The sequence below is a fragment of the Sphingomonas sp. Leaf257 genome (assembly GCF_001422185.1).
Taxonomy (GTDB): domain Bacteria; phylum Pseudomonadota; class Alphaproteobacteria; order Sphingomonadales; family Sphingomonadaceae; genus Sphingomonas; species Sphingomonas yabuuchiae.
Genome location: NZ_LMMH01000002.1, coordinates 25,020 through 50,409, shown reverse-complemented (window position 1 = coordinate 50,409; position 25,390 = coordinate 25,020). Strand labels below are relative to the sequence as shown.

Here is a 25,390-nt window from a genome sequence, read left to right as displayed (position 1 = left end):
AGTCCCATGGCCTTCGACTTCGCTCAGGCTGAACGGGGGTGACGTGCAGGGCGCATAGAAAAAGGCCCGGGGATCGCTCCCCGGGCCTTTCTTTGGCATTGCCGCAAGGACAAGGCCGGTCCGGTTCCCGGCGGGCAAGCCCCGCCGGTCCCCGATCCGACTTAGAAGTCCATGCCGCCCATGCCGCCCATGCCGCCACCGGCGGGCATGGCGGGCTTGTCTTCGGGCAGCTCGGCCACGGTGGCTTCCGTGGTGATCAGCAGGCCCGCGACCGACGCCGCGTTCTGGAGCGCGGTGCGGACGACCTTGGTCGGGTCGATCACGCCGGCGGCCACCAGGTTCTCATAGGTGTCGGTCGACGCGTTGAAGCCGAACGAGGTGTCGTCCTGGTCGAGCAGCTTGCCCGACACGACCGCACCGTCATGACCGGCGTTCTGAGCGATCTGGCGAACCAGCGCGGTCAGCGACTTGCGAACGATGTCGATACCACGGGTCTGGTCGTCATTGACGCCCTTGACGCCGTCCAGCGCCTTGGTCGCGTACAGCAGCGCCGTACCACCGCCGGGGACGATGCCCTCTTCGACGGCCGCGCGGGTCGCGTGCAGCGCGTCGTCGACGCGGTCCTTGCGCTCCTTGACCTCGACTTCGGTCGCACCGCCGACCTTGATCACAGCCACGCCGCCAGCGAGCTTGGCCAGACGCTCCTGGAGCTTCTCGCGGTCGTAATCGCTGGTGGTGTTCTCGATCTGCGCACGGATCGCCTCGGTGCGGCCCTTGATCGCGTCGGCTTCACCCGCACCGTCGACGATGGTGGTGTTGTCCTTGTCGATCGTGACGCGCTTGGCGGTGCCCAGCATGCCGACGGTGACGGTCTCGAGCTTGATGCCCAGGTCTTCCGAGATCAGCTCGCCCGCGGTCAGGATGGCGATGTCTTCCAGCATCGCCTTGCGACGATCGCCGAAGCCCGGTGCCTTGACCGCTGCGACCTTCAGGCCGCCGCGCAGCTTGTTGACGACGAGCGTGGCCAGAGCCTCGCCCTCGATGTCCTCGGCGATGATCAGGAGCGGACGGCCCGACTGGACGACGGCTTCCAGGATCGGGAGCATCGCCTGCAGGTTCGACAGCTTCTTCTCGTGGATCAGGATGTACGGGTCGTTCAGTTCGACCGTCATCTTTTCCGGGTTGGTGATGAAGTAGGGCGAGAGGTAGCCGCGGTCGAACTGCATGCCCTCGACGACGTCGAGCTCGAAATCGAGACCCTTCGCTTCCTCGACGGTGATCACGCCTTCCTTGCCGACCTTCTCCATGGCTTCGGCGATCTTCTCGCCGACTTCACGGTCGCCATTGGCCGAGATGATGCCGACCTGCGCCACTTCCGACGAACCCGACACGGGCTTCGAACGCGACTTGATGTCCTCGGTCACCTTGGCGACGGCGATGTCGATGCCGCGCTTCAGGTCCATCGGGTTCATGCCGGCCGCAACCGACTTCATGCCCTCGCGGACGATCGCCTGGGCCAGGACGGTCGCGGTGGTGGTGCCGTCACCGGCGATGTCGTTGGTCTTCGACGCCACTTCGCGCACCATCTGGGCGCCCATGTTCTCGAACTTGTCCTTCAGTTCGATTTCCTTGGCGACCGAAACGCCGTCCTTGGTGATGCGCGGGGCACCGAACGACTTGTCGATCACGACGTTGCGGCCCTTCGGCCCCAGCGTGACCTTGACGGCATCGGCGAGGATGTCGACGCCCTTCAGAATGCGCTCACGCGCGTCGCGCGAAAACTTGACTTCCTTGGCTGCCATGGTGGCTACCCTTTCAATAGAATGTCAGAAAAAACGGGAGGAAAACCGGTCGCTCAGCCGATGATGCCGAGGATATCCGATTCCTTCATGATGAGCAGGTCTTCACCGTTCACCTTGACCTCGGTGCCCGACCACTTGCCGAACAGAATGCGGTCGCCCGCCTTCACGTCGAGCGGCGTGACCTTGCCGTCTTCGGCCTTGGCACCGGTGCCGGCAGCGACGACCTCGCCCTCCTGGGGCTTTTCCTTGGCGGTATCCGGGATGATGATCCCGCCAGCCGTCTTTTCCTCGGCCTCGACGCGACGGACGAGAACGCGGTCGTGCAACGGACGAAAGTTCATTGCCATGTCCCTTTAATCTGGCGTGTTACACTTTTCTGGCACTCGAGCCATGCGAGTGCCAACGCGACCGGATATGTGAACGGGCATTCAGGCCGTCAACGCCCGTCGCCAAAAAATTTCGACGGACCGTGGCAGGCGCGGGAACAAATTTCGGCGGCCCTGCTGCGTATTGGCCCGGTAATACGGACCATTGCCGAGCATCCGTCGCTGGAGTAGCGATAGGGGATGACCGACGCCCGCGCCGACGCAATTCCCCCCGCCTCCCCGCTCGACCAGGATTTCAGCCGACCGGGGCGCAAGCCCGGACGGCGCAGCGGCTGGCGGCTGGTACGCGGCGCATGGCGGCTGCTGGTCGGCATCAAGGATTTCCTGGTGCTGGCCGCGATGCTGTTGTTCTTCGGCCTGATCTTCGCCGCGCTCAACGCCCGGCCGGGGACCAAGGCGATCACCGACGGCGCGCTGCTGCTGAAGCTGGATGGCCCGATCGTCGAACAGCCCGAAACGGTCGCCCCGCTTGCGATGCTGTCGGGGCGCAGCGTGCCGCACGAATATCGCCTGCGCGATCTGGTCCGAGCGATCGATACCGCCAAGGACGATGGCCGGGTCAAGGTGCTGGTCCTCGATCTGGACGCGTTCGGCGGGGCCTATCCGGCGACCCTTCAGGAGGTCGGCGACGCGATCCAGCGCTTCCGCAAGGGCGGAAAGCCGGTCCTCGCCTATGCCACCGCGTATACCGATGGCGCCTATCGCCTGGCTGCAAACGCCAGCGAGGTCTGGGTCAATCCACTGGGCGGCACGCTGTTCACCGGGCCGGGCGGCAACCAGCTCTATTACAAGGGCCTGATCGACAAGCTGGGCGTCACCACCCATGTCTACCGCGTCGGCAAGTTCAAATCCTTCGTCGAGCCCTATATCCGCAGCGACCAGAGTCCCGATGCGCGCGCCGCGTCGCAGGCGCTGTACGGCACGCTGTTCGCCCAGTGGCGCGAAGCCGTGGCCAAGGCGCGGCCCAAGGCGCAGATCGACGCCTTCCTGACCCAGCCCGACCGCGCCGTGCTGGCGTCCAACGGCAGCATCGCCGACGCCAATCTGAAGGCCGGGCTGGTCGACAAGCTGGGCGACAAGTTGGCCTTCGGCAAGCGCGTCGCCCAGATCGCCGGGGCCGAGGCGAACAAGCCTGCAGGCTCGTTCCGTACCATCTCCTACGCCTCCTGGGTGCGCGCCAATCCGTTGCCGACCAAGGGCGATGCGATCGGCGTGCTGACCATCGCGGGCAATATCGTCGATGGCGAGGCTGGTCCCGGCACCGCCGCGGGCGAGACGGTGTCCAAGGCGCTGCTCGACGGCCTGGCCAAGAAGAACCTGAAGGCGCTGGTCGTGCGCGTCGATTCGCCGGGCGGCTCGGTGCTGGCCTCCGAACAGATCCGCCAGGCGATCCTGGAGGCCAAGCGGCAGAAGCTGCCCGTCATCGTCTCGATGGGCGGCCTGGCGGCGTCGGGCGGTTACTGGGTCTCGACCCCGGCCGACCTGATCTTTGCCGAGCCGGGCACGATCACCGGGTCGATCGGCATTTTCGGCATCATCCCGACCTTCGAGAACACGCTGGCCAAGATCGGCGTGACCACCGACGGGGTGAAGACCACGCCGCTGACCGGCCAGCCCGACGTGCTGGGCGGCACGACGCCGATGCTCGACACCATCCTGCAGGCGGGAATCGAGAATGGCTATCGCCAGTTCCTGACCCGCGTCGCTGAGGCGCGCCACATGACGCCCGAAAAGGTCGACACCATCGCGCAGGGTCGGGTGTGGGACGGCGGCACCGCGCGCCAGATCGGGCTCGTCGACCGCTTCGGCAACCTGTCTGATGCCATTGCCGAGGCCGCCCGCCGTGCCAAGCTGGACCCGGCCAAGGTCTATCCGGAATATCTGGAGAAGAAGCCGGGCTTTGCGGCGGTGCTGGCCGAAGGGTTCGACAGCGACGATGACGGCCAGCAGGGCGGCGACTTCTTCGCCATCGCGGCGGCCGAGCGCCGCGCCGTCGCGGCCCGCGCACTGGGCGATGTCGCGCGGCTGGCGCGGGGCGGGTCGGTGCAGGCGAAGTGCCTGGAATGCGGCGCGCTGGGGCCCATAGGCTCAGCCAGCGACGAGCGGCTGCTCGACCTGCTGATCGCGCGCTTGGGGCTCTGAGCGGATCCCCCCCCCCGTTCAGCCTGAGCGAAGTCGAAGGCCAAGGGATTCCCCGGGGAGGATAGCACGGGACGTGCACTTCGACTTCGCTCAGTGCGAACGGAGGGGGGATTGTGTCGCGAAAGGGTGCAGGACGTTGGCCCCTTCCGAACCGCACATCCCCGCGCTACGCAGGCCCATCGCTTCAGGAGACGCTACCCCCATGATCGCCATCCGCGCCGCCCGCCCCGATGACGCCGCCGCCATCGCCGCCATCTATGCGCCGCATGTGCTGGCGGGCGTCGTCTCCTTCGAGACCCAGGCCCCCGACGCCGACACGATGCGCGCGCGGATGGAGGGGGCGGACGGCCTCTATCCCTGGATCGTCGCGACGCTGGCCGATGAAGAGGGCCGCGAAGACGCCGTGATCGGCTATGCCTATGCCGCCCGGTTCCGCGAGCGCGAGGCCTATCGCTGGGTCGTGGAGACGACCATCTATGTCGCCGACGTGTCGCAGCGTTCGGGCATCGGGCGGCTGTTGTACGAGGCGCTGGTCGACACGCTGACCGCGCAAGGCTTCACCCAGGCGATGGGCGTGATCGCGCTGCCCAATGACGGCTCGATCAAGCTGCACGAAGCCGTCGGCTTCCGCCGCGCGGGCGTCTTCCGCGAGGTCGGCCACAAGCATGGCCGCTGGATCGACGTGGGCTATTGGCAGCGCGAACTCGCCGAACCGGCGGCGCATCCCGCCGAACCGAAGCGCTTCGCCGATGTCGGCGTGGTCCGCGATCCGGTGGCGGTGAAGCATCGGTAGGCCGACCCACGCTTGCGCGGAAGCTGACAGGATGACGGACTTTTCGCCACGTATCCCGGAATATTGGCAGGCGCAGTTCGCAGGCGATGCGCTGGGTCCGGACAGCTGTACGGTCAGTCCTTCCCTGTCGCACAAGCGGCCCGCCATGATTCTGACAAGGGACGGGACCCCCTCGCGGATGACGGTCCGCCCCGAACTCGCAGCGTGTCTTGGACAACTTACGCCGAAGTCCCCCTCGATCGAAGACCGGAGAGCAGCGCTGATTGAGTCCGGCATCGCCTTCCACGATCCCGACCATCTGTTCTACCTGCCCGAGGACGGCCCCATCCCCGCGCCCGCGCGGTCGGCACGCAAGCTGAAGCCGGGCGACCGCAGCGCCTTCGACATCTTTCATTATGAAGCGCCCGAGGCTGACCGCGAGGATGCGTTCGTCGAATGGGATCATTGGGCCGTCTTCGGCTGCTTCGATGGCGATCGGCTGATCAGCGCGGCCAGTGCAATGCTGTGGGAGAACAGCCCGTTTGCCGATCTGGGTGTCCTGACCCTGCCCGATGCGCGAGGTAAAGGCGCCGCCCGCGCCGTCGTTCTCGCGATGCTCGACTTTGTACGAGGTCGGGGCCTCGAACCGCAATATCGCTGCCAGATCGACAATATCGCGTCCGTCGCGCTGGCGAAAGCGTGCGGCCTGCGCCTCTATGGGCAATGGATCGTAGCCGCCGAACCGCCCTCTCCGTGCCATAGTTGAGCGGCCCGCCACACAATACCAATCTAAGGCTTGGCTTTGCGCACCCGCTTTGGCTAACGCCGTAAGGGAAGCCCCCCGGGGCATGCGCAAGGAAGGAACAGGCATCATGGCTGCCGACTGGTCGACGATCGAATCGCTCCCGCAGACCCCGCTTCTCGATCTTTTCGCGAATGATCCCAACCGGCTGGCCTCGCTCAGCCTGGATGTGGCGGGTATCCATTTCGACTGGTCCAAGACCCATCTGACCCGCGAGGCCGTCGCCGCCTTCGCCGACCTCGCCAAGGCGAGCGGGCTGGCCGCCAAGCGTGACGCGCTGTTCGGGGGCGAGGTCGTCAACGTCACCGAAGGCCGCGCGGTCGAGCACACCGCCGAGCGTGGCGAGGGCAATCCCGAGAGCGTCGCCGTGGCGCGCCAGTCGCACGCCCGGATGCGCGCGCTGATCGACGCGATCGAGGCGGAAGCGCTCGGGCCGATCCGCCACGTCCTGCACATCGGCATCGGCGGCTCGGCGCTGGGCCCCGACCTGTTGGTCGACGCGCTGGGCCGCGACAGCGACCGTTATGACGTGGCGATCGTGTCGAACGTCGACGGCGTCGCGCTGGAGGAGGTGTTCAAGCGCTTCGACCCCGCCGCCACGCTGCTGGTCGTTGCATCCAAGACCTTCACCACCACCGAGACGATGCTGAACGCCACCTCGGCGCTTCAGTGGATGACCGAGAGCGGCGTCGAGGACCCTTATGGCAAGGTCATCGCGCTGACCGCCAATCCCGAAAAGGCGGTCGAATGGGGCGTCGACGAGACGCGCATCCTGCCCTTCGCCGAATCGGTCGGCGGCCGTTACTCGCTCTGGTCGACGATCGGCTTCCCGGCGGCGCTGGGCCTGGGCTGGGACGCGTTCGAGGAACTGCTGGAAGGTGCGGCCGAGATGGACCGCCATTTCCGCCTGACCGACCTGGCGCAGAACGCCCCCGCGCTCGCCGCCTTTGCCGACCTCTATTACACCCAGGTCCGCCATGCCGAGACGCGCGCGCCCTTCGCCTATGACGAGCGCCTGCGCCTGCTCCCCTCCTATCTCCAGCAGCTGGAGATGGAGTCGAACGGCAAGGGCGTGACCGTCGACGGCCAGCCCGTCGGACGGCCGACCGCCGCGATCACCTGGGGCGGCGTCGGCACCGACGCGCAGCATGCCGTGTTCCAGCTGCTCCACCAGGGCACGCACCTCGTCCCCGTCGAGTTCATCGCGGTCATCGAGCCGGGCGATGTGCTGAGCGACGATCATCACCGCCAGCTGCTGCTCAACGCCTTTGCGCAGGGTGCCGCGCTGATGAAGGGCAAGACGGTCGACGATCCCGCGCGCAGCTATTCGGGCGACCGCCCGTCCTCGACCATCCTGCTCGACACGCTCGACCCGCGCACGCTGGGCGCGCTGATCGCCTTTTACGAGCACCGCGTGTTCGTGAACGGCGTGCTGCTGGGCATCAACAGCTTCGATCAGTTCGGCGTCGAGCTGGGCAAGGAAATGGCCAAGGCCGCCGACCAGGGCGGGCAGGATTTCGATCCCTCGACCGAGGATCTGATCAAGCGGGCGTTCGGGGAGTAACGATCCTCCCCTGCAAGGGGAGGTGGCATCGCGTAGCGATGACGGAGGGGTGTCACCGCCAGCGAGCGTTCCAGCCCCTCCACCACGCCCTGCGGGCGCGGTCCTCCTCCCCAAGCTGTGCTTGGGGAGGAATTGAAGTTTCCGATCACTGTCAGGGGGACGCTGAACTTGGCTCGGCGTCCCCCGTTGTGCTTTTAGGCGGACTGCACACCCGCGCTTTCTGACTTCCCGGAGAAACCGATCCCATGGCTGACTATGACTATGACCTGTTCGTCATCGGGGCGGGTTCGGGCGGCACGCGCGCCTCGCGGGTCGCAGCGGCGCATGGCGCGCGCGTGGCGGTGGCCGAGGAATATCGCGTCGGCGGCACCTGCGTCATTCGCGGCTGTGTTCCGAAGAAGCTGCTCGTCTATGGCGCGCATTTCGCCGAGGACCTGAAGGACGCCCGTCGCTTCGGCTGGCAGGTGCCGAGCGACTGCGAGTTTTCGTGGGAGACGCTGCGCGACAATGTCCTGTCGGAGGTCGACCGGCTGAACGCCGCGTACAAGAAGACGCTGGAAAGCCACAATGTCGAGATCATCGACCAGCGTGCCGTCGTCACCGGTCCGAACAGCGTCCGCCTGGCCGACGGGACCGAGAAGACCGCCGAGCGTATCCTGATCGCGGTCGGCGCGCATCCGGCCGTCCCCTCCTGCCCCGGCCATGAGCATGGCATCACCTCGAACGAGGCGTTCCATCTCGACGCGATCCCCAAACGCGTGCTGATCGCGGGTGCGGGCTATATCGCCAATGAGTTTGCGGGCGTGTTCCACCAGTTCGGCGCGCACGTCACGCTGATCAACCGCAGCAAGGATATCCTGCGCGGCTATGACCTGACGATCCGCGACCGGCTGCTCCAGATTTCCATGATGAAGGGCATCGAGTTCCGCTTCGACGCGACGTTCGAAGGGATCGAGAAGATGGACGATGGCTGCCTGAAGGTATCCATGTCCAACCACGAGCCGATGATCGTCGACCTGGTGATGTTCGCGACCGGCCGCCTGCCCAATACCCACGGCCTGGGGCTGGAGACGGCGGGCGTCGAGCTCGACGATCATGGCGCGATCAAGGTGGACGAGGACAATCGCTCGACCTGCCCCAGCATCTATGCGGTGGGCGACGTGACCAACCGCGTCCAGCTGACCCCCGTCGCGATCCGTGAGGGACAGGCCTTTGCCGATACGGTGTTCGGCAATAAGCCGACCCGCGTCGACTATGACTGCATCCCGGCCGCCGTTTTCAGCCATCCGCCGATGGCGGGCGTCGGCATGACCGAGGCACAGGCGAAGCAGACGCTGGGATCGGTGCGGGTCTATACCTCCGACTTCCGCCCTATGAAGAATGTGCTGGCAGGCCGTGAAGAGCGCGCGCTCTACAAGATGGTGTGCGACGGCGACACCGGCCGCGTGGTCGGGCTGCACATGATCGGTCCCGACGTGCCCGAAATCCTCCAGGCCGCCGCCATCGCGGTGAAGGCCGGCCTGACCAAGGCACAGTTCGACGCCACCGTCGCGCTGCATCCGACCATGTCGGAGGAACTGGTGCTGATGCGCTGAAGGCTCGACTGCCCCCCGGTGTCCCACCGGGGGGCAGTCCAGAGGCAGACCATCCTTATTTGCATATCGCGCTAAATGTTATTGCGGTTTAGGATATGTTCACGTCGAGTCGCTAGGACGTTGGAACAGAGGCGTTGCGGTGGAAATGGAACCGAAGATGAGTGAGCATGGCGTTACTTTCGAGCAGGTCATCGCCTTCGCAAAGGCCGCGATGGACGGCGCCGATGCGTTGAACCAGCCGCTGGCGGGCAACCACATCGCCGCCGGGCTCGAAATGCTGCGCAACGCCCATCAGCAGGCGGGAGCCGCCTCTTCGGTCTGATCGTCAGGCGTCTTCCGCGCTTTTGCCATCGTCCAGCGCGGTGGCACGCCGATGCGCGGGACGATCCTGCAAGCGACCGATATAGGCCATGATCGCATCGGTCTTGGGGATCAGCCCGGTCTGGGTGAACCACATCAACTGCGACCCCAGATAGACATCCGCCGCCGTGAAGCGCTCGCCGGTGATATAAGGATGCTCGGCCACCGCCGCGCCGACGACGCCCACGGCCCGGTCGAAATCGCCATAGCCCGCCATACGCTGTTGCTCGGCGGTCGGCTCCACGCCCATCGCGCGATTGGTGATCGCGGCCTCCAGCGGCCCCGCCGCGAAGAACAGCCAGCGAAAATAACGCGCCTGCTCCTGCGGCAAGGGTGACAGTTCGGCATCGGGAAAGGCTTCGGCCAGATAGGCGCAGATCGCCGCCGTTTCCGTCACCACTTGGCGGCGATGGACAATGGCGGGCACCTTCATCATCGGATTGATTGCGTGAAAGTCGGGCGCGATCATCGTCGTCCCGTAATCCAGCACGACCGTGTCATAGATCGCCCCCGTCTCCTCAAGCATCCAGCGGGCGATGCGGCCCCGCGACTGGGGATTGGTGTACAACGTCAGGTCGGCGGTCATCAGGCTCTCCATGGCGGTATGAGGGGCGAAATCAGGCGCGGTCGAGATAGCGGTGCAGAAAGGCGATGGTCCGCGACCAGGCCTGGGCCGCCGCCGCCGCATTATAGCGCTCGGCGGAGCTGTCGTTGTTGAAGGCATGGTCGACGCCCGGATAGGTAAAGGCCTCGACCGGCCGCCCCGCCGCCTTCAATGCCGCGACCCAGGGCTCGCCGGTCGCGTTCACGCGCGCATCCTTGCCCGCATAATGCAGCATCAGCGGCGACTGGACCTTCGCCGCTTCGCCGGGGCTGGGTGCAGGGCCGTAATAGGCCACGCCCGCCGACAGCGCCGGGCCTGCCGCCACCGCCAGCCGGTTGACGAACGCCCCGCCCCAGCAAAAGCCGACCGCGCCGACGCGGCCGGTGCCCCTCTTGTCGGTGGCGGCATGTCCCATCATCGCCCGTGCCTGGGCCAGCGCCAGATCATAGTCGAGCGTGCCGATCAGCGTTCGCGCGCGATCCTCGTCCGCCGGTGTACCGCCCTGCGGGGCCAACAGATCGGGCGCGATCGCATGGAACCCGGCCAATGCCACGCGCCGCGCGACATCCTCGATATGGGGGGTAAGGCCGCGATTCTCATGGATGACCAGCACCGTGCCGAGCCGCTTCTTCATGCCCTTGGGGCTGGCGAGATAGGCGGCCGAGCGCGCGCCCGCCTCCATCCCCTCGCGACGGTCGATACGCAGTCGGGTATCATGGGGGTCGGTCTGTGCGGCAGCGGCGGGACTGGCGGAGATACCAAGGATCAGCGCCTCGGCGGCGGCGACCGATCCGGCCAGCGCGGTCATCTGGCGCAAGAGGGTGCGGCGGTCGTGATGCTCATGGGTGAAGGCGTCATAGATACGCACCGCGCGATCGCGCACGGATTCAGTCGGGGGGATATCGGTCATGCGGGCATCCTCCACTCCGGTCACGAGTTCGGCATGGGCGCCGGTATCCTCGCGATTGTGAGGGGAAGCTTAGTGGCGTGGGGTGACGGGGGCCAGGGTTGATTGCGCGGGGGCGGCTGGGCGTGGACTTCGGTCAGGCTGAACGGAGTGGGGGGATGCGCACCCGGCGTTTCGTGAAGATAGCGCTGAGATTCTACTGCCCTGAGATGCCCCCCTCCCCTTCAGGGGAGGGGCCGGGGGTGGGGCGCTTCCGCAAGCCCGGCGTTCGTGGAGAGGCCCCACCCCAACCCCTCCCCTGAAGGGGAGGGGCTCGCGTCGACTTGATAGGTTGCCGCCTGCTTTTGCCCCCGTTCAGTCTGAGCGAAGTCGAAGGCCACGGGACAACGCCCAAACAAAAAGGCCGCCCCCTTATGGGGACGGCCCTTTCATCAGCCTAGCGAGAAGATCACGCCCCCAGCGGACTCGGCGAACCGAGCGGCCCGCTGCCGCGCCGCGTCTTCGGGATCGAGGTCCCCGCCTTGGCGATCGGCGTCGCCTTGGCCTTGGGGTCGTCGCGACCGATATCGTCGCCCGCGATCAGCTTCTTGATCTCGTCACCCGACAGCGTTTCATATTCGAGCAGCGCACCGGCCAACAGATGGAGCTGGTCGACATGCTCGGTCAGCACATGCTTGGCGCGATGCAGACCGCCCTCGACGATCGACTTGATCTCGTCGTCGATCAGCTGCGCGGTCTGGTTGGACATACGCACCGGCTGGCTGGACGAATAGCCCAGGAAGCTCTCGCCTTCCGGCTGGGCATATTCGACCGGACCGACCTTGTCGGACATGCCCCACTTCGTGACCATGTCGCGGGCCAGGCCCGTGGCGTACTGGATGTCGCCGCTCGCGCCGCTCGACACCTTGTCATAGCCGAAGATGATCTCCTCGGCGACGCGGCCGCCCATGGCCACGGCCAAGTTCGCGTACATCTTGTCACGATGATAGCTATACGAGTCGCGTTCCGGCAGGCGCATCACCATGCCCAGCGCGCGACCGCGCGGGATGATCGTCGCCTTGTGGATCGGGTCCGACGCCGGTTCATGCAGCGCGATGACCGCATGGCCCGCCTCGTGATAGGCAGTCATCCGCTTCTCGTCCTCGGTCATGACCATGGAGCGGCGTTCCGCGCCCATCATGACCTTGTCCTTGGCTTCCTCGAACTCGGCATTGGCGACCAGGCGCTTGCCCTTACGCGCCGCCATCAGAGCGGCCTCGTTGACGAGGTTGGCCAGATCCGCGCCCGAAAAGCCCGGCGTACCGCGCGCGATGACGCGGGCGTCGACGTCGGGGGCCAGCGGCACCTTCTTCATATGAACTTCGAGGATCTTCACGCGGCCGTCGATATCCGGGCGCGGCACGACGACCTGGCGATCGAAGCGACCGGGACGCAGCAGCGCGGGGTCGAGCACGTCGGGACGGTTGGTCGCGGCGATGATGATGATGCCTTCATTGGCCTCGAAACCATCCATCTCGACCAGCAGCTGGTTCAGCGTCTGCTCGCGCTCGTCATTGCCGTTGCCCAGGCCCGCTCCGCGATGACGGCCGACCGCGTCGATTTCGTCGATGAAGACGATGCACGGTGCCGACTTCTTGGCCTGTTCGAACATGTCGCGCACGCGGCTGGCACCGACGCCGACGAACATCTCGACGAAATCCGAACCCGAAATGGTGAAGAAGGGCACGCCCGCCTCACCCGCGATGGCGCGGGCGAGCAGCGTCTTGCCGGTGCCCGGCGAGCCGACCAGCAGCGCGCCCTTCGGGATCTTGCCGCCCAGACGGGCGAACTTCGACGGGTCCTTCAGGAACTCGACGATTTCCTGCAGCTCTTCGCGCGCTTCGTCGATGCCGGCCACATCGTCGAACGTCACCTTGCCTTCCTTCTGGGTCAGCATGCGGGCGCGGCTCTTGCCGAAGCCCATCGCGCCGCTGGCACCGCCGCCCTTCTGCATCTGGCGCAGAACGAAGAAGGCGATACCAATGAACAGCAGGAACGGCAGCGAATTATAGAGCATCAGCATCCAGATGGACGGCCCTTCCTCGGTCTTCGCCGTGAAGGTCACGCCCTTCTCGCGCAGACGCGGAATCAGCTGCGAGTCGGGAACCGGGGTGGTGCGGAACTTCTCGCCCGAGGACAGCGTGCCGGTGATCGACTCGCGCGAGATGGTCGCGGTCTTCACCGTGCCCTCGTCCACCTTGTCCAGGAAGGTCGAATATTCGATCTGGTTGCCGCTCTGCGCCGAGGAACCCGCGCCCGACAGGCTGACGAACAGGGCGAGCGCCATCAGGATGCCCACCCAGATCAACAGGCTCTTCATCCAGGGGTTGCCGCCCCCATTGGGATCGGGGCTCTGCTGCTTGTCGTTGTCGTTCATCGGTGCCGGATACCTTTCAGTGCCAAGATAGGCATGACGAGGTTAATGGCAATGGAACAAGACCGATCAATGTGATCGGGCTGGAAGCAATCCTCCCCAAGCTCTGCTTGGGGAGGGGACCATGCGCAGCATGGTGGAGGGGCTGAGCGACCCAGGCCCCTCCACCACCGCTTCGCGGCGGTCCCCCTCCCCGCGCTTCGCGCAGGGAGGATCGTAAAACGTCAGCCCGTCTTCCTCGGGGGAGCCGGGCGGAAGCGCCAGACGCCGGAGCGGACGCTGGCGATCACTCCGGCCTGGGTCGCGCGGCTGCCCTGCGACAGCGCCTCGAGCAGCTTTTCGATATTGCTGCCTTCGCTCCACGCCGGGCTTTCGATCCCGGCGGCGGTGCGGACCGTGCCGATCGCGCGCCGGGCCAGACGGCGGCCCAGCTCGCGCGGCAGGTCGGCCGCCTGAATCCGGACATTGTCGCCGTCGATCTGCGCGCGGTCCTGCCACAGCCAGTCGACCGTCGCGCGAAGATCGGTATCCGCCTCGGCCAATTGCGCCGCCGCACGGGCCAGCTGTGCCACGCCCAGCCACTCATGGCCGTCGAGCAATTGCCGAAAGCGCGTGCGGTCATGGCGCGGATCGTGATTGGCGGGGTCGTCGACGAACGGGGCCTCGGCGCGGCGAACGATCCGGCGCAACTCGGCGCGCCGCCAATCGAGCAGCGGGCGCAGCACGACCGCATCGGCGATCACCGTCCGCGCCCGCACGCCCGACAGGCCCGACAGCCCGGCCCCGCGCGCCGCGCGCATCAGGAAGGTTTCGGCCTGGTCGTCGGCATGATGCGCGGTCAGGATGGCCGCTGCCCCGATCGCACGCGCCTGTGCAGCGAGCAGGGCATAGCGTACGTCGCGCGCCTGGGACTGGATGCTCGCCCCGGCAATCGGCGTTTCCGGGCGCAGGGCGTGATGCGACACACCCAATTGAGCGCAATGATGGGCGACCATCCGCACCTCGTCCGCCGCTTCGGGCCGCAGTCCATGATCGACCGTCGCGACCGCGATCCGCCCCGGAAAGGCCGCCGCCGCCAGCGTCAGCATCGCCATGCTGTCGGGCCCGCCGGACACCGCCAGCAACAGTGGCGCCGCATCGGCATGGGGATCGTGAAGAAGCGTCAGATCGGCGACAAAGCGCGCAATCTGATCGTCGGCCGTGGCATCGGTGGCCATGATGCTCTCAAAACTGGTCAGGGATGCGCGCGCTCTGGCCCTTCCGCCGCACCAGTGCAAGAGGTTTCGTGGCTCTGCGCATTCCTCGGCGAGAGCGGAATCACATGAGATGGACCCACCCCTCCCCTTCAGGGGAGGGGCCGGGGGTGGGGCGTATCGGCAAGCGCGGCGCTCGTGGAAAAGCCCCACCCCAACCCCTCCCCTGAAGGGGAGGGGCTCGCGTTGATTCAAGACGATGTCATCCTCCCCCTCAAAAGGGGAGGAATACATTTATACTACTGACACTTCGCCGCGCTGCGGCCGCTGGCGATTTGGCTCTTCATCGCGGCGGACAGCTTGGCGCCGTACACGTCGCTCAGTTCGTCATAGACCTTGCAGGCATCAGCCGCCTTGTTGAGCTTGGTCAGCGCCTGGCCGAGGTAGAGCAGGCTGTCGGGCGCCCGCTCGCCGTCCGGGTATTTCTTGTAATTCTCATAAAAGGCCATCGACGCCAGGCTGGGCTTGCCGGAGTCGAGATAGGTCCGCCCCAACAGATTCTGGGCGAAGCTTGCGCGGCGGCTCTTGGGATAGTCGGCGACCATCTTCTTCAGCGCGGCTTCCGCTTCTGGATAACGCTTGGCCTGCCACAGGCGATAGCCATAGAGATAGGCGTCCTCCGCCGGATCGCCGGTCGAGGGCTTGTCGACTGCGGCCGCCGGGGTCGAGGTCGCGGTATCGCCGGTGACGACCGAGGCCGCCGCCGGGGTCTTGGTCGGGCGCGTCGATCCGCTGACGGCGGCTGGCGTGTCGAGCGGGGCGCTTTGCCCGGCCGGGGCGATCGGCGCGGGGCCGGATTCCAATGCCTTCAAGCGCGTTTCGGTGGCGCGCTTATAGGCGTCGAACTGATCCTGAAGCTGGCGGGTGCGATAGCCGTTCTGCTCGATCTGGCCGGTCAGTCCGGCCATCTGCTCCTCCAGTGAGGTCACGCGGGAGGTCAGGTCCGACAGCGCGCTGGAGGCGGGAACGCCCGGCGCCTGCGCCTGGGTCTGCGGCGCGGTGATCTCGGGCTGGACATAGCCACCCGCGCCGTTCGGGAAGACCTTGCGCTGGACCGCGCGCATCTCGCTTTCCAGCTTGCCGACCCGGCCCTCGACATTGGATTGGGCGATGGCGGCGGTCGGCAGGATCATCACGGCCGCGACCCCGGCCAGCAACAGGTTACGCATCGGTTTCACCCCCCGGTGGGCTGATTATGAAAGGGACAGGACCACCCTGCCCTGCCCCGGCTGTCTCCAGCCTGAAGATGTCCGCTTCTTACAGGTCCGCCGGTGCGGTGGTGGCGGGCGAAGGCGAGGGCGCGGGCGCCGTCAGGGCGTTGCCGCCCGTCTCGCCGCTCGCAGCACGCGTCGAACGGCGCTCCGTCCGCTCACGCAGCGGGGTACGCACGGTCGGCGTCGGCGCGGCGGCAGCGGCCGGAGCACCCGACAGCCGCGCGCCGATCGCCCCCGGATCGAGCCGCACGTCCTTGATCGCGCGCGAGCCGTCGCCCAGCGGCGGAATGGGCTTGCCGTCCAGGGTCACGCTCAGCTTGTCGGGGCGACCGACATTCAGCAGCGGCCCCTTGGCGGTGGCGGGCACCTCATAGCTTTCGCCGGGCTTCAGCGTGCCGATCTTCAGCGTGACATTGTCGGCGTCGTAGACGCGCAGCCACACCTCGCCATTGGCGGTCAGCACCACCTTGCCCGTCGTCACCGGCGTCGGGCTGGGGGCTGGCGTGGGTGCGGGCGCGGACGCATTGGTTAGCGGGGTCGCGGCGGGCACCTCCTGTGCGGTGCGGTCGCGGCGGAACAGATCGGTTCCATACCACAGTCCCGCGATGACGAGCAGCGCCAGCGCCAGACCGACACCGACGATCGCCAGCCCGCGCGACGGCACGCGCGCCGGATCGGCGATATCCTGCGGGACATATTCGGTGACGCGGCGGCCCAGCCTGTCGACATCGGCGCGCACGGCCTGCGCGATCGCGACCTCGTCCGCGCCGACCGCCCGGGCATAGGCCTTGGCGAAGCCGACCGCATAGGTGGCCGACGGCAGGCTCTGATAATCGGATGCCTCGATCGCCGCGAGATGGCGGCTGGGGATGCGCGTGCGCGCACCGATATCGCCCAGCGATAGCCCCTGCGCCTCGCGCGCCGTGCGCAGGACGTCACCGGCGCGGGCAGGTGCCGCCGGTGCGGCATCGTGGCCGGGATTGACCTCGTCCATTCTCAACTCCGAAGCGACCATGGCCCACCCCATGATCGCGGTCGTTCTTTCAGACGGCTGGGATCAAGTCAACGCGAACCCCTGACCTGGATCAGGCCAATTCCACACCGTTCGTCGCAGCCCAGGCACCAAGCGCCCCGCGCATGTCCCGCACGGGATGCGCGAGCAGCCGGGCCATCTCGGCGGTGATCGCTTCCCGGTCGAGCGAGCGGATCATCGCCTTCACCGGGCCGACCGCCGCCGGGGTGATCGACAGCCGGTCGATGCCCAGCCCGATCAGCGCCATCGCCTCCAGCGGACGCCCGCCCATCTCGCCGCACACGCCGACCGGCACGCCCGCCTCACGCGCGGGTCCGACCACCCGGCGCAGGAAGCGCAGGATCGACGGGCTGAGCCAATCATAGCGCTCGGCCAGCTTGGGGTTCGCGCGATCGGCGGCGAACAGGAACTGGGTCAGGTCGTTGGTGCCGATCGACAGGAAGTCGACATTGGGCAGGATCAGGTCGAGCTGTTCCGCCAGCGCGGGCACCTCCAGCATCGCGCCGTAACGCACGTCGAGCGGCAGACGACGCCCGCGCGAGCCGAGCCAGGCCCGCTGCGCCTCGAACAGCGCCTTGGCCTCGTCGAACTCCCAGGCTTCGGACACCATCGGGAACATGACGTTCAGGGTGCGCCCCGACCCCGCCTCGATCAGCGCGCGGGCCTGCGCCTTCATCAGGCCGTCGCGCTCCAGCGCCAGGCGCAGCGCGCGCCAGCCCATGGCCGGGTTCTCCTCGTCGCCCGGATCGGTGTTGAGATAGGGCAGCGCCTTGTCGCCGCCGATATCGATGGTGCGGAACACGACCGGCCGGTCGCCCGCCGCCTCCATCACGTCGCGGTACAGCCGCTGCTGCCGCTCGCGCTGCGGCAGGGTGGCGGAGACCAGGAACTGAAACTCGGTGCGGAACAGGCCGATGCCGTCCGCCCCCGTCGTGTCGAGCGCGGCGGCGTCGTCGCGAAGCCCGGCATTGACCATCAGGGTGACACGGTGGCCGTCCTTGGTCACCGGCGGCACGTCGCGCAGCGCCGCAAAGGCCGCGCGGCGCTTCTGCCGCAGCTCCAGCTTGGCGTCGAAGGCCTCCTCCATCGCCGACGAGGGCCGGACGAGCACGCTGCCCTCCGATACGTCGAGCAGCAGCTGGTCGCCGTCCGCGATCTGGCGGCGCACATCGCTGACCCGGCCCAGCACCGGCACGCCCATGGCGCGCGCAACGATGATGACATGCGCGGTCAGCGACCCTTCCTCCAGGATTACGCCCTTCAGCCGCCGCCGGTCATATTCCAGCAGCTCGGCCGGACCCAGGTTGCGCGCGATCAGGATCGTGTCCTGGCGCAGGCCCAGCTGCGCCGCCGTGCCCATCTGGCCCGACACGATGCGCAGCAGCCGGTTGGACAGGTCCTCCAGATCGTGCATCCGGTCGGCCAGCAACGGATCGTCGATCTGGCGCATCCGCTGGCGCGTGCGCTGCTGCACCCGTTCGATCGCCGCCTCGGCGGTCAGGCCGCTATCGATCGCCTCGTTGATGCGGCGCGCCCAGCCCTCGTCATAGGCGAACATCTTGTAGGTCTCGATGACCTCGACATGCTCGCCCGCGACGCCGAACTCGGCCTCGCGCGCCATGCGGTCGATCTGTTCGCGCATCTTGTCGAACGCGGCATAGACGCGGCGGCGCTCGGCATCGATGTCCTCGGCGACCGTGTGTTCGACGACGATGCGCGGCTGGTGATAGACGGCAAAGCCGCTGCCCATGCCCTCGACCAGCTTCTGGCCCGACAGCCGGATCGTCGCGGTCATCTGCGGCCGCGTGCCCGCCGCCCCCGCCGCGTCGATCAGGCCGGCATTGGCGATCAGTTCGGACAGGACCATCGCGACGGTCTGCAGCGCCTCGATCTCGACATCGGCATATTTGCGCGGTTCGCTATGCTGGACCGCCAGCACGCCCACCGCCCGCTCGCGCCGGATGATCGGCACGCCCGCAAAGCTGTGGAAACGATCCTCGCCGGTTTCGGGCTTGTAGGCGAAGTCGGGATGGCTCGCTGCTTCGTCCAGGTTCAGCACTTCGACATCCTCGGCGATGGTGCCGACCAGCCCCTCGCCCATCGCCAGCTTGGTGACGTGGACTGCCTCCTCGGCCAGGCCACGCGTCGCGAACAGTTCCAGTACCCCTTCGCGCAGCAGATAGATGGAGCAGACCTCGCTGCCGATCGCCTCGCCGATGATCTGGACCACCTGATTCAGCTTGGCTTGGGCGGGGGTGCGCGACGCCATCACGTCGTGCAGACGAACGAGGATCTCGCGGGCGGATGCGGCGGCCGAAACGGGCATGGGCATAGGGCTAACAGACGGAATGCGGCGGTGTCATGCGCTAATATTGCACAGGCGTGCCTTTTGGTGGCGCAAGCGCCCGGACCAACACGCTGATCTGCATTATAGATCAATTATTTATGGGGAACAGCGGACCAAATGGCAGGTTGGCTCCCACGTTCGTCACGGGAGAACATCATGCCCAAATTCCTATCCATCGCCCTTGTCCTGGGAATGGCCGCCGCGCCGGTCGCCGCACAGACTCCGCCGCCCCCGCCTCCGGCCGCCGCCAAGGCGCAAGCGGCGGCCTATGTGAAGGCGGCGGGCATGAGCGACCTGTACGAGATCACCTCCAGCAAATTGGCGCTGCAAAAGTCGCGCAACGAGGATGTCCGGCGATTCGCGCAGATGATGATCGACCATCACACCCAGACGACCGCCGCCACGGTCCGTGCCGCCCGGCAGGACGGCCTGCCCCCGACCCCGCCCCGGCTCGGCGGAGCGCAAGCCTCGATCGGCGAGTTGCGCCGCGCCTCCGCCGACGCATTCGACCGGCTGTATATCGGCCAGCAGCTGCCCGCGCATCAGGCCGCGCTCGATCTGCATCAGAGCTTCGCCGCGAATGGCGACCGCCCGGCGCTGAAGGCCAGCGCGCAGGCCGCGGTGCCCATCGTCCAGCAGCATATCCAGATGCTGGAACAGATGCCGCGCTAAACCGACCTGCCAGCTGGGGGAAAGGTTGCGAGGCGTAGGCACTGACGGAGGGATGTCGCCATCAACAATGACGCCCCTCCGTCAAGCTGCCGCCCGCCATGGCGCCTGCCATGGCGCCTGCCGCCCCGACGACACACACCCATACCGCTATCGTTCGACCTGCAACAGCCAAGCCGTCGAGGGATCGAAGCATCGAAAATAAGGGAGGATGGCGCACCCGACAGGATTCGAACCTGTGGCCTCTGCCTTCGGAGGGCAGCGCTCTATCCAGCTGAGCTACGGGTGCGTGGGCTGGCCGACTAGCATCGCGAGACACCCCGCGCCAGCCCTTTTTATGCGGCGGCCGCTTTTCCGGTCGTGGCGGCAGGGGCCGGGGTCTTGGGGCGATAGGCGCAGAGGTCCTCGACCGGGCAGCGCCAGCATTCGGGCCGCCGGGCCTTGCAGATATAGCGGCCGTGCAGGATCAGCCAGTGATGCGCATGGAGCCGGAATGGCGCGGGCGTGGCCTTGTCCAGCTTCAGTTCGACCGCCAGCACCGTCTTGCCCTTGGCCAGGCCGGTGCGGTTGCAGACGCGGAAGATATGGGTGTCGACCGCGAAGGTCTCGTGCCCGAAGGCAGTGTTGAGCACGACATTGGCGGTCTTGCGCCCGACACCGGGCAGCCGCTCCAGCGCCGCGCGATCCTCGGGCACCTCTCCGCCATGATCGTCGACCAGCATCCGGGACAAGGCGATGACGTTCTTCGCCTTGGTGTTGAACAGGCCGATCGTCTTGATGTGCTGTTTCAGCCCTTCCTCGCCCAGGTCGAGCATCTTCTGCGGCGTGTCGACCTCGGCGAACAGGGCACGTGTCGCCTTGTTGACGCCAATATCGGTGGCCTGCGCCGACAGGGCCACCGCGACGACCAGCGTATAGGGGTTGCGATATTCCAGCTCGGTCTCGGGATGCGGGTTCGCCTCCGCCAGCCGGTGGTAGAATTGGACGACGTCCGCCTTCTTCATGGCGCTTACAGCCCCAGCACGTCGCCCATGCGATAGCGCCCCGGCGCCTGACCCGCGAGCCACAGCGCCGCGCGCACGGCCCCACGCGCGAAGATGGTGCGGTCCTGCGCGAAATGGCCCAGCGTCAGCCGCTCGCCCTCGCCCGCGAAGATCACCTCATGGTCGCCGATCACCGAGCCGCCGCGCAAAGCCGCCAGGCCGATCGTCCCCTCGGTACGCGCGCCGACCAGTCCGGCGCGGCCATCGACGCGCAGCTCGGACAGCGGATGCCCCCGCCCCGCCGCCGCCGCCTCGCCCAGCAGCAGTGCGGTGCCGGAGGGCGCGTCGACCTTGTGCCGATGATGCATCTCGGTGATCTCGACATCCCAGTCGGTGCCCAGCCGCGCCGCCGCCTCGCGCACCAGATTGGCGAGCAGCGTAATGCCGAGCGAGGTGTTGCCGGTCTGGAGCACTGCGATCTCGGTCGCGGCGGCGTCGATCGCGGCGTGCTGCGCAGGGGAAAGGCCGGTGGTGCCGATCACGATGGGGGTGCGCGCCGCACGGGCGGCCGCCAGATGCACGTCCAGCGCCCCCGCGATCGAGAAGTCGACCAGCACATCGGCCGCCTTGGCCAGCGCGTCCGGGTCGTCACGCGAATCGCAGCCACCCGCCAGCGTTGCGCCCTCGCCCTCGATCAGGTCCGCGATCGCCCGGCCCATGCGCCCGGCGCTGCCGTAGATACCGATGGCGGTCATGCGGGGGCCTTGGGCGAAAGGAGGATATGGGTCGTCATGCGGCTTCCTTTGCACAGGTTGTGGCCGAGGGAAACCGGCCATGATCCGGGCCTGTCAACGACCGACGAGGGGCTCTGGGCCATCGCTGTGCTACATGCCGAGTGCTCCGCCCCTGGCAATTCCACCGCGGCCTTTGCCGCACGTCGCTATCGCCCGGAGGCTGAAGTTGTCCGACGTTGCTCCCTGGATCGGAAGCGGACATGCTGCCACCATTCCAATGTCGGGAGATGACGGATGATCGAGGTGCGAGAGGGGGATTTGTCCAATGACCAAACGCGAGAATTGCTGGCGATCCATCTCGCCGGGATGCACGCGAACTCGCCACCGGGCCATGTCTTCGCGCTCGATCTTTCCGGTTTACAGACGCCGGATGTAACCGTGTGGACGGCTTGGTCCGGGGAGCGGGTGGCAGCGATCGGTGCCTTGAAGATGGTATCGAAAGATACGGCCGAGATTAAGTCGATGCGAACGCATCCGGATTTCCTGCGGATGGGAGCCGGGTCCGCAATTCTGGAGACGATCATCGCGACGGCGACGGCCAGGGGCGTGCGCCGGATCAGTTTGGAAACGGGAACCGGCTCATCCTTCGAACCGGCGTTAGCGCTCTACCGACAACGGGGATTCTCCAACGGGCCTGCGTTCGGAGGGTACGAACCCAGCGACTTCAACCAATTCCTGCATTTGTCTCTCGCCTGACACGGCATCAACGCGACGGGGTTGCGGACCGGAGCGGCCTATCCACATTGCGCCCGTTACAGACGAAGATCACACAACCCATCTTGGCTCCATGACCGACCTCCAAAACATCGTCATCCTCACTGGCGCGGGCATCTCCGCCGAGTCCGGTATCGCCACCTTTCGCGGGCCCGGCGGGCTATGGGAGGGGCACCGGGTCGAGGATGTCTGCACGCCCGAGGCGCTTGCCGCCGATCCCGAGCTTGTCCACCGCTTCTACGACCTGCGGCGGGCGGGGTTGGCGAGCGTCGAGCCCAATGGAGCACACGCGGCGCTGGCCCGGCTGGACCGGGAATGGTCGGGTGAGTTGCTGATCGTCACGCAGAATGTCGATGACCTGCACGAGCGGGCGGGGGCGCAGCGGATGCTGCACATGCATGGTGCGCTGAAGCAGGCCCTGTGTGCGGCATGTGGCGAGCGGTTCGACTGGGCGGACGACCTGCCGCCCGGCACATCCTGTCCCGCCTGTGCCGCACCGCGCCTGCGGCCCGACATCGTGTTCTTCGGCGAGGTACCGTACCATATGGACCGGATCGAGGCGGCTCTGGCGCAGGCTGATCTGTTCGTGTCGATCGGCACCTCGGGCGCGGTTTATCCGGCCGCCGGGTTCGTTCGGATGGCGAGCGCCTATGGCGCGGCGACGCTGGAGCTCAATCTCGAACGGTCGGAGGGCAGCGGCTGGTTCGAGGAAAGTCGCCTGGGCCCCGCCAGCCAGCTGGTACCCGAATGGGTGGAGCGGATGCTCAGCCGGTGACCGGCACGATGACCTCGCGGGCGCGCGGAGCCAGCCGCTCGACCGCCGGGTCCAGAAGGCCGCGCGCCGTCACCAGCACGCCGAAGGCACGCGGATCGGGCTTGTTGAAGAGCAGGGGCTGGCCCAGCGCATCCGCCACCCCCGCCCCCGCCTCGGAGGCGATCAGCGCGGCGGCGGCGATGTCCCACTCATTGCCCCAGCGCAGCGTCGCGACCAGATCGGCCTCGTCGGCGGCGACCATCGCAATGCGCAGCGCGATCGAGTTGGGCTTGAACACCGCGACCAGATCGCGGTCGGCCTTGGGCAGCGCGTCGACGGGCACACGCGCGCCGGGCATCTGGTGGCAATAGCCCGCGCTGAGCGCGCTGCCGTTGCGGGTCGCGCCGTGCCCCGCCTGGGCCAGCCACAGCTCGCCGCGCGCGGGCGCGGCCAGCACGCCGATCACCGGCACGCCGTCCTCGACCAGCGCGACCGAGACCGCCCAGCCCTCGCGCCCCCGGATATAGTCGCGGGTGCCGTCGATCGGGTCGACCACCCACACCCGCCGCGCCGCGAGCCGGTCGGGCTTGTCCGCCGTCTCCTCCGACAACCAGCCCGCATCGGGAATCAGCGCGTGGAGCCGGGCATAAAGCATCCGGTCAACGTCCAGATCGACCTCGCACACCGGGCTGCCCGGCGTCTTTTCCCATTGGCGGAAATCGGTGCGCCAGCGGGCGAGCGCCATCGCCGCCGCCTCGCGCGCCGCCGCCACGACAGCTGAGATAAGGTCTGGCGGGATCAGCTCAGCTGCTGGCAACCGTCATTCCATCGATGCGCAGGGTGGGCACATTGACGCCGTAGCGGAACTCCAGATCATTGGCCGGGGTCATGCCGAGGAACATATCCTTCAGATTGCCTGCCACGGTGAACTCCGCAACCGGCTCGGCGATCCGCCCGTTCACGATGCGAAAGCCCGCCGCGCCCCGGCTATAGTCGCCGGTGACGGGATTCACGCCGCTGCCGATCAGTTCGGTGACATAGACGCCGTCGGCGATGTCGGCGATCAGCGTGTCCACCGGCACGCGGCCCGGCGCCATGAACAGGTTGCTGGTCGACACGCCCGGCCCGCCGCCGGTGCCGCGCGCGGCATGGCCGGTCGGCTCCAGCCCGAGCTGCCGGGCCGAGGCGGAATCGAGCAGCCAGGTTTCCAACACCCCGTCCTCGACGATCGCGGTCGGCGACACCGCCAGCCCTTCGCCATCGAAGGGGCGCGAGCGCAGGCCGTGCGGGCGGTGGGGATCGTCCTCGATCCGGATGCCCGTCGCCATCACCCGCTCGCCCAGGCCATCGAGCAGGAAGCTGGTCCGCCGCGTGATCGCCGCCCCCGCGATCGCCGAGACGAGATGACCGACCAATGACGATCCGACACGCGGGTCATAGACGACCGGCATCGCGCCGCTGGCCAGCTTGCCGGGATTGAGCCGCGCCACGGTCCGCTCGCCCGCGCGGATACCGATCGCCTCGGGGCCTTCGAGCAGGCGGCGCAGGCGCGCGCCATGATGGGCATAGTCGCGCTGCATGTTCGCGCCCTCGCCCGCCACCACGCTGACCGACAGACCGTAACCGGTGGCGGCATAGCCCGCCGCGAAGCCATGGCTGGTCGCCAGCGCCGAGACGACCCGCGAGGCCGACGCCCCCGCCCCTTCCGAATTGGTCACGCCCGCCACCGCGCGCGCGGCCTCCTCGGCCTCCAGCGCGGCGGCGCGCAGGTCCTCGGGCGCGACCTCGCCGCCATCGTCCAGGTCGAGCATCGGCGGCGCGCCGTGCAACAGCCGCTCTTCGGGCGCGAGCCCAGCCCAGCGATCCTCGGGCGCCTCGCGTGCCATGGCGACGGCGCGCTCGACCGCAAGGGTCATCGCATCGCCCGACAGGTCCGAGGTCGAGACGCTGGCCGAGCGCCGCCCGACGAACACGCGCAGGCCCAGTTCCTCGCTCTCCGACCGACCGACATCCTCCAGCGCGCCGAGGCGCACCGAGACTTCAAGTGCAGCGTCGGCGGCAAAGACCGCGTCGGCGGCGTCGGCTCCGGCGGCGCGGGCACGGGCAACGATATCGGCGGCCCGGTCGCGGGCCTGTTCGGGGGTCAGCATGGGTCAGGACTTAAGGACGCTTGGTCGGGGATGCCAGTGTTTGTCGCATCGCCGTGGCGAGTTCCGCGTCCTTGCCTTCGCTTCGGCCCGCCGCGAGCCTTCGCTGAACCGTCCGGCGATCGGGACGTTGAT

Annotated in this window: 22 protein-coding genes and 1 tRNA gene; 9 read left to right on the top strand and 14 right to left on the bottom strand. The window is 67.4% G+C overall.

The annotated features are described in order from the left end of the window. Window positions 1–161: 161 nt before the first annotated feature. Together groL and groES are read right to left on the bottom strand one after the other, a co-directional pair. Complete coding sequence (gene groL / locus ASF14_RS03325; protein WP_056431576.1) at window positions 162–1,802, bottom strand: chaperonin GroEL; 1,641 nt, start codon at window positions 1,800–1,802, stop codon at window positions 162–164. Between the two features lie 53 nt (window positions 1,803–1,855). Then, window positions 1,856–2,143 (bottom strand): co-chaperone GroES, encoded by a 288-nt coding sequence (gene groES / locus ASF14_RS03320; protein WP_007405746.1) that lies wholly within the window; start codon window positions 2,141–2,143, stop codon window positions 1,856–1,858. A gap of 225 nt (window positions 2,144–2,368) precedes the next feature. On the opposite strand from groES, the gene sppA reads away from it, so the two are divergent. The 6 genes from sppA to ASF14_RS21265 all read left to right on the top strand — a co-directional run bounded on the left by sppA (window position 2,369) and on the right by ASF14_RS21265 (window position 9,385). Continuing rightward, window positions 2,369–4,330: a signal peptide peptidase SppA gene (gene sppA / locus ASF14_RS03315; RefSeq protein ID WP_082442054.1), complete on the top strand. Its 1,962-nt coding sequence runs from the start codon at window positions 2,369–2,371 to the stop codon at window positions 4,328–4,330. Between the two features lie 202 nt (window positions 4,331–4,532). After that, window positions 4,533–5,123 carry a GNAT family N-acetyltransferase gene (locus ASF14_RS03310; RefSeq protein ID WP_056431573.1) on the top strand — a complete coding sequence of 197 codons (591 nt, stop codon included), beginning with the start codon at window positions 4,533–4,535 and terminating at the stop codon, window positions 5,121–5,123. A gap of 31 nt (window positions 5,124–5,154) precedes the next feature. After that, the gene (locus tag ASF14_RS03305) at window positions 5,155–5,868 is read left to right on the top strand and encodes a GNAT family N-acetyltransferase (RefSeq protein WP_056431570.1); all 714 of its coding nucleotides are present in this window, start codon (window positions 5,155–5,157) and stop codon (window positions 5,866–5,868) included. A 106-nt stretch (window positions 5,869–5,974) separates the two neighbouring features. Next, window positions 5,975–7,468 carry a glucose-6-phosphate isomerase gene (pgi, locus tag ASF14_RS03300; RefSeq protein WP_056431875.1) on the top strand — a complete coding sequence of 498 codons (1,494 nt, stop codon included), beginning with the start codon at window positions 5,975–5,977 and terminating at the stop codon, window positions 7,466–7,468. 245 nt (window positions 7,469–7,713) lie between these two features. Further along, window positions 7,714–9,063 carry a glutathione-disulfide reductase gene (gene gor / locus ASF14_RS03295; RefSeq protein WP_056431567.1) on the top strand — a complete coding sequence of 450 codons (1,350 nt, stop codon included), beginning with the start codon at window positions 7,714–7,716 and terminating at the stop codon, window positions 9,061–9,063. Window positions 9,064–9,220: 157 nt separating this feature from the next. After that, entirely contained in the window at window positions 9,221–9,385 is a 165-nt protein-coding gene (locus tag ASF14_RS21265) for a hypothetical protein (protein ID WP_156361023.1), read from the top strand. 3 nt (window positions 9,386–9,388) lie between these two features. Here ASF14_RS21265 and ASF14_RS03290 read toward each other — a convergent pair whose 3' ends face one another. The 7 genes from ASF14_RS03290 to ptsP form a co-directional block, all read right to left on the bottom strand. Beyond that, the gene (locus ASF14_RS03290; RefSeq protein WP_056431871.1) at window positions 9,389–10,009 is read right to left on the bottom strand and encodes a glutathione S-transferase family protein; all 621 of its coding nucleotides are present in this window, start codon (window positions 10,007–10,009) and stop codon (window positions 9,389–9,391) included. Window positions 10,010–10,040: 31 nt separating this feature from the next. Next, a complete protein-coding gene (locus tag ASF14_RS03285) occupies window positions 10,041–10,937 on the bottom strand; it encodes a dienelactone hydrolase family protein (protein ID WP_056431564.1) in 897 nt (298 codons plus the stop codon). A 445-nt stretch (window positions 10,938–11,382) separates the two neighbouring features. Then, window positions 11,383–13,350 carry an ATP-dependent zinc metalloprotease FtsH gene (ftsH, locus tag ASF14_RS03280; RefSeq protein ID WP_056431561.1) on the bottom strand — a complete coding sequence of 656 codons (1,968 nt, stop codon included), beginning with the start codon at window positions 13,348–13,350 and terminating at the stop codon, window positions 11,383–11,385. A gap of 221 nt (window positions 13,351–13,571) precedes the next feature. Beyond that, window positions 13,572–14,564 (bottom strand): tRNA lysidine(34) synthetase TilS, encoded by a 993-nt coding sequence (gene tilS / locus ASF14_RS03275; RefSeq protein WP_056431558.1) that lies wholly within the window; start codon window positions 14,562–14,564, stop codon window positions 13,572–13,574. Window positions 14,565–14,839: 275 nt separating this feature from the next. Continuing rightward, window positions 14,840–15,769 (bottom strand): tetratricopeptide repeat protein, encoded by a 930-nt coding sequence (locus ASF14_RS03270; protein WP_056431555.1) that lies wholly within the window; start codon window positions 15,767–15,769, stop codon window positions 14,840–14,842. 88 nt (window positions 15,770–15,857) lie between these two features. Continuing rightward, window positions 15,858–16,808, bottom strand: coding sequence for a helix-turn-helix domain-containing protein (locus ASF14_RS03265; protein ID WP_056431552.1), 951 nt, complete (start codon window positions 16,806–16,808; stop codon window positions 15,858–15,860). Between the two features lie 91 nt (window positions 16,809–16,899). After that, entirely contained in the window at window positions 16,900–19,173 is a 2,274-nt protein-coding gene (ptsP, locus tag ASF14_RS03260; RefSeq protein ID WP_056431868.1) for a phosphoenolpyruvate--protein phosphotransferase, read from the bottom strand. Window positions 19,174–19,350: 177 nt separating this feature from the next. On the opposite strand from ptsP, the gene ASF14_RS03255 reads away from it, so the two are divergent. After that, entirely contained in the window at window positions 19,351–19,866 is a 516-nt protein-coding gene (locus ASF14_RS03255) for a DUF4142 domain-containing protein (protein WP_056431549.1), read from the top strand. Between the two features lie 209 nt (window positions 19,867–20,075). Here ASF14_RS03255 and ASF14_RS03250 read toward each other — a convergent pair. The 3 genes from ASF14_RS03250 to dapB form a co-directional block, all read right to left on the bottom strand. Then, window positions 20,076–20,152 (bottom strand) — tRNA-Arg (locus tag ASF14_RS03250). A gap of 46 nt (window positions 20,153–20,198) precedes the next feature. Then, window positions 20,199–20,867, bottom strand: a complete 669-nt coding sequence (gene nth, locus ASF14_RS03245) for an endonuclease III (RefSeq protein WP_056431546.1) — start codon at window positions 20,865–20,867, stop codon at window positions 20,199–20,201. A 5-nt stretch (window positions 20,868–20,872) separates the two neighbouring features. Then, on the bottom strand, window positions 20,873–21,601 hold the full coding sequence (dapB, locus tag ASF14_RS03240; RefSeq protein ID WP_056431543.1) for a 4-hydroxy-tetrahydrodipicolinate reductase: 729 nt from the start codon (window positions 21,599–21,601) through the stop codon (window positions 20,873–20,875). A gap of 273 nt (window positions 21,602–21,874) precedes the next feature. On the opposite strand from dapB, the gene ASF14_RS03235 reads away from it, so the two are divergent. Both ASF14_RS03235 and ASF14_RS03230 read left to right on the top strand, forming a co-directional pair. Next, window positions 21,875–22,336 carry a GNAT family N-acetyltransferase gene (locus tag ASF14_RS03235; protein WP_056431540.1) on the top strand — a complete coding sequence of 154 codons (462 nt, stop codon included), beginning with the start codon at window positions 21,875–21,877 and terminating at the stop codon, window positions 22,334–22,336. 91 nt (window positions 22,337–22,427) lie between these two features. Further along, window positions 22,428–23,129 carry an NAD-dependent deacylase gene (locus ASF14_RS03230; RefSeq protein ID WP_056431537.1) on the top strand — a complete coding sequence of 234 codons (702 nt, stop codon included), beginning with the start codon at window positions 22,428–22,430 and terminating at the stop codon, window positions 23,127–23,129. On the opposite strand, the gene ASF14_RS03225 is transcribed toward ASF14_RS03230, so the two are convergent. Beyond that, complete coding sequence (locus tag ASF14_RS03225; protein WP_056431534.1) at window positions 23,119–23,925, bottom strand: 3'(2'),5'-bisphosphate nucleotidase CysQ; 807 nt, start codon at window positions 23,923–23,925, stop codon at window positions 23,119–23,121. The two genes, ASF14_RS03230 and ASF14_RS03225, sit on opposite strands and share 11 nt — an antisense overlap. After that, entirely contained in the window at window positions 23,912–25,258 is a 1,347-nt protein-coding gene (locus ASF14_RS03220; protein ID WP_056431531.1) for a TldD/PmbA family protein, read from the bottom strand. Before ASF14_RS03220 ends, ASF14_RS03225 begins: the two co-directional genes overlap by 14 nt. Window positions 25,259–25,390 lie beyond the last annotated feature (132 nt).

What these genes read in the sequence shown, in the direction of transcription:
- ASF14_RS03255 (WP_056431549.1), top strand. Translation starts at nt 19,351, where the DNA reads ATGCCCAAATTCCTATCCATCGCCCTTGTCCTGGGAATGGCCGCCGCG.
- ASF14_RS03220 (WP_056431531.1), bottom strand. Translation starts at nt 25,258, where the DNA reads ATGCTGACCCCCGAACAGGCCCGCGACCGGGCCGCCGATATCGTTGCC.
- ASF14_RS03230 (WP_056431537.1), top strand. Translation starts at nt 22,428, where the DNA reads ATGACCGACCTCCAAAACATCGTCATCCTCACTGGCGCGGGCATCTCC.
- ASF14_RS03265 (WP_056431552.1), bottom strand. Translation starts at nt 16,808, where the DNA reads ATGGACGAGGTCAATCCCGGCCACGATGCCGCACCGGCGGCACCTGCC.
- groES (WP_007405746.1), bottom strand. Translation starts at nt 2,143, where the DNA reads ATGAACTTTCGTCCGTTGCACGACCGCGTTCTCGTCCGTCGCGTCGAG.
- ASF14_RS21265 (WP_156361023.1), top strand. Translation starts at nt 9,221, where the DNA reads ATGAGTGAGCATGGCGTTACTTTCGAGCAGGTCATCGCCTTCGCAAAG.
- ASF14_RS03305 (WP_056431570.1), top strand. Translation starts at nt 5,155, where the DNA reads ATGACGGACTTTTCGCCACGTATCCCGGAATATTGGCAGGCGCAGTTC.
- gor (WP_056431567.1), top strand. Translation starts at nt 7,714, where the DNA reads ATGGCTGACTATGACTATGACCTGTTCGTCATCGGGGCGGGTTCGGGC.
- dapB (WP_056431543.1), bottom strand. Translation starts at nt 21,601, where the DNA reads ATGACCGCCATCGGTATCTACGGCAGCGCCGGGCGCATGGGCCGGGCG.
- ptsP (WP_056431868.1), bottom strand. Translation starts at nt 19,173, where the DNA reads ATGCCCGTTTCGGCCGCCGCATCCGCCCGCGAGATCCTCGTTCGTCTG.
- ASF14_RS03310 (WP_056431573.1), top strand. Translation starts at nt 4,533, where the DNA reads ATGATCGCCATCCGCGCCGCCCGCCCCGATGACGCCGCCGCCATCGCC.
- ASF14_RS03290 (WP_056431871.1), bottom strand. Translation starts at nt 10,009, where the DNA reads ATGACCGCCGACCTGACGTTGTACACCAATCCCCAGTCGCGGGGCCGC.
- groL (WP_056431576.1), bottom strand. Translation starts at nt 1,802, where the DNA reads ATGGCAGCCAAGGAAGTCAAGTTTTCGCGCGACGCGCGTGAGCGCATT.
- tilS (WP_056431558.1), bottom strand. Translation starts at nt 14,564, where the DNA reads ATGGCCACCGATGCCACGGCCGACGATCAGATTGCGCGCTTTGTCGCC.
- ftsH (WP_056431561.1), bottom strand. Translation starts at nt 13,350, where the DNA reads ATGAACGACAACGACAAGCAGCAGAGCCCCGATCCCAATGGGGGCGGC.
- ASF14_RS03285 (WP_056431564.1), bottom strand. Translation starts at nt 10,937, where the DNA reads ATGACCGATATCCCCCCGACTGAATCCGTGCGCGATCGCGCGGTGCGT.
- ASF14_RS03235 (WP_056431540.1), top strand. Translation starts at nt 21,875, where the DNA reads ATGATCGAGGTGCGAGAGGGGGATTTGTCCAATGACCAAACGCGAGAA.
- ASF14_RS03270 (WP_056431555.1), bottom strand. Translation starts at nt 15,769, where the DNA reads ATGCGTAACCTGTTGCTGGCCGGGGTCGCGGCCGTGATGATCCTGCCG.
- pgi (WP_056431875.1), top strand. Translation starts at nt 5,975, where the DNA reads ATGGCTGCCGACTGGTCGACGATCGAATCGCTCCCGCAGACCCCGCTT.
- nth (WP_056431546.1), bottom strand. Translation starts at nt 20,867, where the DNA reads ATGAAGAAGGCGGACGTCGTCCAATTCTACCACCGGCTGGCGGAGGCG.
- sppA (WP_082442054.1), top strand. Translation starts at nt 2,369, where the DNA reads ATGACCGACGCCCGCGCCGACGCAATTCCCCCCGCCTCCCCGCTCGAC.